Below are 5691 nucleotides of genomic sequence, written 5' to 3' on the forward strand. Positions count from 1 at the left end.
GATAAAAAGCTCATTATTTACAATCTTATATTCCATATTATCAAGGTGGATAAAATTATCCTTTGTTGTAGTCTGCGTGATACCTATCTCACTTGCTCCAAATGTTTGATGAAATCGCACTTTTGGAAAAGCGTTTTTAAGCTTTGCTAAAAGAGAATCTGACATTTTTTCTGTGCCATAGGTAATAAGCCTTAGTGAGCTTAAATCATAAAGCTGCGTTGGGTTTGAAAGCAAAAAGAGATGAAGCAAACTAGGACTAGCGGGTAAAAGGGCGATTTTGTAATCTTGAATACTTTTTGCAATCTCTTGCATATCTTTGCGATTTTTTAGAGTAATGCCACACGCCCCAAGACTTAGCACATTAAAAAGCGTATTTAGCCCACCTATATGATCAAACATAAGGAATAATAAGATATTTATACGCTTTGGCTTTTTCTCTAAAAAACCTTGAAGCAAGGTGTTTAGATTATGCACTATGGCTTTGGGTTTGCCTGTGCTACCGCTTGAAAAAAGGATTAATCCGCTTGTGTGATTTGCCTGCAAGGAAGCGATAATGCTGTGTTTTTTGTCTATGCTACGCGTAGAATGCAAGGTGTTATTATAGAAAAGATAGTCTATTTGCCCCTCTTTGATATAAGATTGAAGCATAGGAGAGAATATGGAATCTTTTGGGATAAGTGAAGCAGATAGAGGCGTAACAATAAAGCCCTTTTCTACACACGCTAGGAAAAAGGCTAAAGTCTTTAAATCATAATCACCGATAATGCCAATGACACTATTTGCCTTTATGCTATTGAGTAAATTTAGGGCATTGCGTGTAGAATCTAAAAGCTCCCCATAAGTGTGGCTTTGATCTTGTGCAATAAGACATATAGAATCTTGCTTAAAACTCTCAATCTTGCGTAAGAATGGGTGCGTGAAATTATAAGAATCACTACGCATTTACGCCTCCAAGATAAATGACTTGTGCGGTGATAAAATCACTTTTTTCATCTAAGAAAAACTCAATGGCATTTAGCACATCTCTAAACTCACCAAATCGTTTGATGGCTTGTTGATTTAAAAGGGCGTCCATCTTTGCTTTAGGGACATTTTTGATTAAATCCGTTGGCACAGGTGTGGGACCAACGGCATTTATGGTAATGCCAAACTCGCTTAGTTCCTTAGCACACACTTGTGTGAGATTGACTAGTGCGGCTTTTGAAGCGGCATAGGCGGCTTCTCCCTCTAGGCGTAAGGGGGTGGCGACTGTGGCGAAATTTACGATACGGTAGGGCATTTGCGTTGTTTGCGTCGGCTTTTTGGTGCTTTTAGCGGATTGTTCGCTCAAGGCTCGGTCATTTATGTTTAATAAACTCCCTTCACCTTTCGCTCCAAAAGCTATGCTTTCTTTAGTAAAACCACTAAAATCACTCAAAAATCCTTCCGCAGTAGAATCCTTATTGTTAGAATCTAAGATTGCAGATTCTTTAAAATCATCACAAACCGCTTCCGCAATGGCATTTTTCGCATTATTTTTAGAATCTAGCCCCTTAGATTCTAAATCCTTTATACGCTTTTTATAATTTTGCACCATAACCTTTGAGACTTCTCGTAAGAAAAGAAAGCTACCAAACACATTTGTGTTAAAGATATTTTGCATAGTTTTTAGTGGTGTAGTAAGGATATGATTCATAGAAGCAATTCCGGCATTATTTAGCAATACATCAATTGTGCCAAATTCCTTTTTCACAGCCCTTACCATATTTACAACCGCATTTTCATCGCTCACATCAAGGGTGAAATGTCTGTAATTTTTATGCTCTAAATTGCTTTGTGTCCGCGAACAGCCACACACAATATCGCCTTTATTTAAGTAATACTCGCTTAAATCCCTGCCTATGCCCTTGCGTGTCCCTGTGATAAGTATGACTCTAGGCATTGCTTTGACTTTTTTCTAGGATATAGGCACTTAGGGTAGCGACATCTTTAAAAGGCGAGTTTCTTCCGCTCATTGTCTTTTCATCAGCTAGGATAAGATTAAGATTGAGTTCATCTGCTAACATTTCCTCTAAGTCGGCAATAAAGCTTACAAGGGCTAGAGAATCTAAATTGCCCTCAATCCCATAGATTTTTGTTTCAAGTGTTGGATTTTTTAGATTCTCATTCTCTAGCTCATCTGCTAGAGATTGGAGAGTTTTATAGATTAATGATTGGATTTGTGTTTGCATTTTTTGCTCCTTAAAATAAGATTGAAACAAGCAGTATTGAATAAAGATGTAAAAGTAGAAAAAAGGGTAATAAATTTGTGATAAAACACGCCCATAGCAATAAAGAAAAGATAAGAAATAATGGGAGAAGATGAGAGATAAAAAATTAGAGTTTTATCCCCCCCCCCCGTTAAAATATCACTTAATAGCCTGTCGCCGATTTTAAGTGCTTTGGCACATTGATAGTGCGTAATGCGTAATGTAGAATCTAGCGTTTTGATAATGAGATGTGGCAGTATCATAGCATTTTGCGTGGCGGATTCTGCCGTGATAGAATCGTGCATTGTAGAATCTTGTGTGGCAGATTCTAGGGGATTTTGTAAGGTTTTTTCTATGCCTACAACACAACCGGGTGTGGCGATATAATGCGGAGTATTTTTAATCTCTTGGGCTTTAAAAATGCGTAGCTCTTGGGTGTTTGTGCGAGTTTTAGCTCCTAAATCTGGGGCGTTTAACGCACGGATAAAGTTAAAAATCTCCCTTGAAGTCTTGTGCCAGTTAATCCACTCATCGCCCTTCACTCTAGCAGGGCAGTAGAATCCAATCTCGTGGATATGTCTTTGTGGTATCCGCTCCGCTTTGCCGCTCTGCAAAAGACAAAGTGCATCAAATAATACTTCCGCACACTCTGTGTGGGCTGTGCGTAAAAGTGTAGAGTAGTCATCTTTGTCATTTATGGGATAAGTGCGTTGCAAAATCAAATCGCCCGTGTCAATCCCACTATCCACATAATGCACACTAATGCCAAATTCCTTTTCATCATTGATTAACGCCCAATTTAGGATATTCCGCCCACGATAAAAGGGTAGCTTCCCAGCGTGGCAGTTAATGGTATGAAGCCTAGGCGTGGAGATAAGCGGTTCTTTAAAGATTTGATTAAAGCTCATTGAGACAAAAATATCACACTCAAAAGATTCTATTTGGGCTAAAAACTCGGGCGAATTGATATTTTGAGCTTTGATATAGGGGATATTATGCGTTTTAGCAAAGTTATGCAAAGTCTCATCGGTGCTGTCAAATCGCGGTGTGATAAAGCAGACACAAAAGTCTTTGTGTGCGATGATTTTTCTAAAGGCATTATGCGACCAAATACCATCGGCGAAGTAGCCTATTTTGAGTGGAGCTAGGCTACGCATAGGCTTTCCTTAAAGGCTTTGGCTTTGAATCTATGGTAGGGATAGATAGGGGAGTATAAGCAGTGCGTAAATAGGGCAGGGCTTTTGCCTTTGCTACTGCCTTGAATCTTAGCTCTGGTGTGGCGTTGAATCCGTTGAAGCAGAAGCTGAATCTGGGGTTGTGGTTGAATCCAAAATTGAATCCGCAGAAAAATCCAAAGCCGAATCGGTATATAAATCCATACTGCCCCCCCCCCCGTGCAATTTCCTTATCTGCTACTTTGTGTGAATCTTGGCTTATACGATAGGCTAGGAATATTGTAGATTCTGTATTTGCCTTTAGGGTTTGATAAATTTGCTTGTCATAGATTTTGCCACCGATTGTGAAAGGTAAAATATGTGTGCTAAATTGCTTTTTAAAAACAAAAAGAGAATCTTGCTTATCGTTCCCTCTGCCACCGCCTAGGATACATTGGGATATGCCCTTATCTTTTGCGATTTCAAAGAAGTGTTCAAACAACGCTCCCATAGCATTAAGATTCTTATCAAGTGAAATATCGGCATTCGCCCCTAAGTGATAGTATCCGCATAAGGAATCGAATAAAAAGATTCCCATTGCGGCAATTTTGCCTTCAAATGTGGCTTGTAGCATTACGCATTGGGGCATTTGGAGCAGGGTTTTAAAATAGGCTATATCAAAGAAATAAAACTTATCTGCGTTGTTGCGTTGCATTGTTTGCGTATAAAGTGTGTGAAAAAGCTCTGTATCGTAGCTTTGGCTTACTTGCAAGGCTTGAAGTGATTTTCTAAGTTTCCCTCTAAGCCTTGAAGAATAGCTTTGCCATCTTGCTTGTGTGTCCGTAGTTGTGGCTATAATCTCTCTTGTATTATCAAAAAAATCAAGCAAATGAGCAAAATGCGGTGTGGAGCTAAAATGTGGGTGAAAGCGGATAAACTCAGCGATAATGTTTCTTTTCCTTGCTTCTTGTGCTTGTGCTTCTAGGGCATTGCGTAAAAAGTTTATGTCGCTAGAGTTGCTAAAATATCCACCATAACCATAGGGGGAGCTCATATCAAAGTAGGGTGTGTTGGGTATTGGCTCTATGATGGCGGTGTTAGAGAAAAAATCACTGCCTTGCGTGTATGAGAAGTGAAAAATCTGCTTTTGATTATATAAGAGTGGTTCTAAAAGGGCTTTAGCATAAGAATCTTGGCTAAAAATGCTTGTTTGTGCGTGGCTAGATTCCATATTTGCCTTGATTGTTGTTTGTGGGGTGTTGCAGTGATGTGAAATGTTGTAAGTGTGTGAATCTGTAATGCAGGTTTGGGATTTTATATCACAAGCATTTTTTGTTAGGGACTGTGGAATCTTGCTTTTGTTTGCTAGGGTGAGTTGCAAAAAGCCCTCTTCTCGTTTGCAAAGTATGTGATTGTCAAAAGAAAGCAGTATATCATTAAGGCGAGATTGCTCAAATGTCCTTTCAAGGAATGGATTGGAAATGAGCTTTGCATCTATGAAACGCACAGAAGAATTGCATTTGAGATATGCTCCTTGTGTCTGCATAGCAAAGGCTTTTATGGTATCAATAATATGCTGGGTGCTTTGTGTATGAAAGTCAAGCTCTAAATGGGAATTTGCCCGTGTGTAGTAGGGAATGGGTGGAGTGCTATGAGATAAAAAGTTTTCATCAGGCTTGAAATCCCTTTGCATAGCAAGGAGAAAGGCTTCTTTTTCGGCTAAAAAGCACATTTGATAAAGCAGTGGTAGAGATATGTTATCATCATTATAAACAGGCACTTGCGAGATAATCGCCCCAGAATCAATCTCATTAGTCATTATATGGCAAGTTGCCCCACTTGGCTGATGAAACAAAATCGCTCCATTAATGGGGTGGTTGCCTTTGAGATTTGGTAGTAAAGATGGGTGGCAGTTAATAAAAATTTGATGTGGCTTTTGAATCTGCGATATAGGCAGAATGTAAGGGCAGCCATTGGAGACTAGCACATCAAATTCTAGGCTTTGCACAAGGGCTAAAAGCTCTTTTTTTGATGAAAATTCATAACAATGCTTTTTGTGTTTTGGAGAGAGGCTTGTTTGCAAGGTGCGTGCGGCATAGGTTTGAGACTGCATACAAATAGTGAGATTGTGGCAAGTTTGAAGCATAGCTTGCAATACTTTAAGGCGATTGCCGACGAATAAAAATTTTTGATGAGTATTGGGAGTAAGATTGCAAAGAGACATTAGGCACTTCTCCTTGAGATAATGCTCTTTGAATCTTGTGGGGTTATGAGAGAGTGAATATTATGTGAAAAAAGCTTTAGTTTAT

At 39.1% G+C, this 5691-nt stretch carries 5 protein-coding genes; all 5 read right to left on the reverse strand.

From position 1 onward, the window contains the following. On the reverse strand, window positions 1-942 hold a 942-nt coding region (locus tag HCCG_RS05605; RefSeq protein WP_002956473.1), incomplete at its 3' end, for an AMP-binding protein. Beyond that, window positions 935-1921, reverse strand: coding sequence for an SDR family NAD(P)-dependent oxidoreductase (locus tag HCCG_RS05610; RefSeq protein WP_002956474.1), 987 nt, complete (start codon window positions 1919-1921; stop codon window positions 935-937). The genes HCCG_RS05605 and HCCG_RS05610, both read right to left, overlap by 8 nt. Beyond that, a complete protein-coding gene (locus HCCG_RS05615) occupies window positions 1914-2210 on the reverse strand; it encodes a hypothetical protein (RefSeq protein WP_002956475.1) in 297 nt (98 codons plus the stop codon). The genes HCCG_RS05610 and HCCG_RS05615 overlap by 8 nt, the downstream gene beginning before the upstream one ends. Next, window positions 2186-3385, reverse strand: a complete 1200-nt coding sequence (locus HCCG_RS05620) for a methionyl-tRNA formyltransferase (protein ID WP_002956476.1) — start codon at window positions 3383-3385, stop codon at window positions 2186-2188. The genes HCCG_RS05615 and HCCG_RS05620 overlap by 25 nt, the downstream gene beginning before the upstream one ends. Then, window positions 3378-5606, reverse strand: coding sequence for a formyltransferase family protein (locus HCCG_RS05625; protein ID WP_015453407.1), 2229 nt, complete (start codon window positions 5604-5606; stop codon window positions 3378-3380). The genes HCCG_RS05620 and HCCG_RS05625 overlap by 8 nt, the downstream gene beginning before the upstream one ends. Between the last annotated feature and the right edge of the window lie 85 nt (window positions 5607-5691).

Origin of the sequence: Helicobacter cinaedi CCUG 18818 = ATCC BAA-847 (genome assembly GCF_000155475.1) — a bacterium.
In the GTDB taxonomy this organism is placed as follows: domain Bacteria; phylum Campylobacterota; class Campylobacteria; order Campylobacterales; family Helicobacteraceae; genus Helicobacter_C; species Helicobacter_C cinaedi.

Bases quoted from the DNA above. Each gene is read 5' to 3' on its own strand.
- HCCG_RS05625 (WP_015453407.1), bottom strand. From the start codon at position 5,606: ATGTCTCTTTGCAATCTTACTCCCAATACTCATCAAAAATTTTTATTC.
- HCCG_RS05620 (WP_002956476.1), bottom strand. From the start codon at position 3,385: ATGCGTAGCCTAGCTCCACTCAAAATAGGCTACTTCGCCGATGGTATT.
- HCCG_RS05615 (WP_002956475.1), bottom strand. From the start codon at position 2,210: ATGCAAACACAAATCCAATCATTAATCTATAAAACTCTCCAATCTCTA.
- HCCG_RS05610 (WP_002956474.1), bottom strand. From the start codon at position 1,921: ATGCCTAGAGTCATACTTATCACAGGGACACGCAAGGGCATAGGCAGG.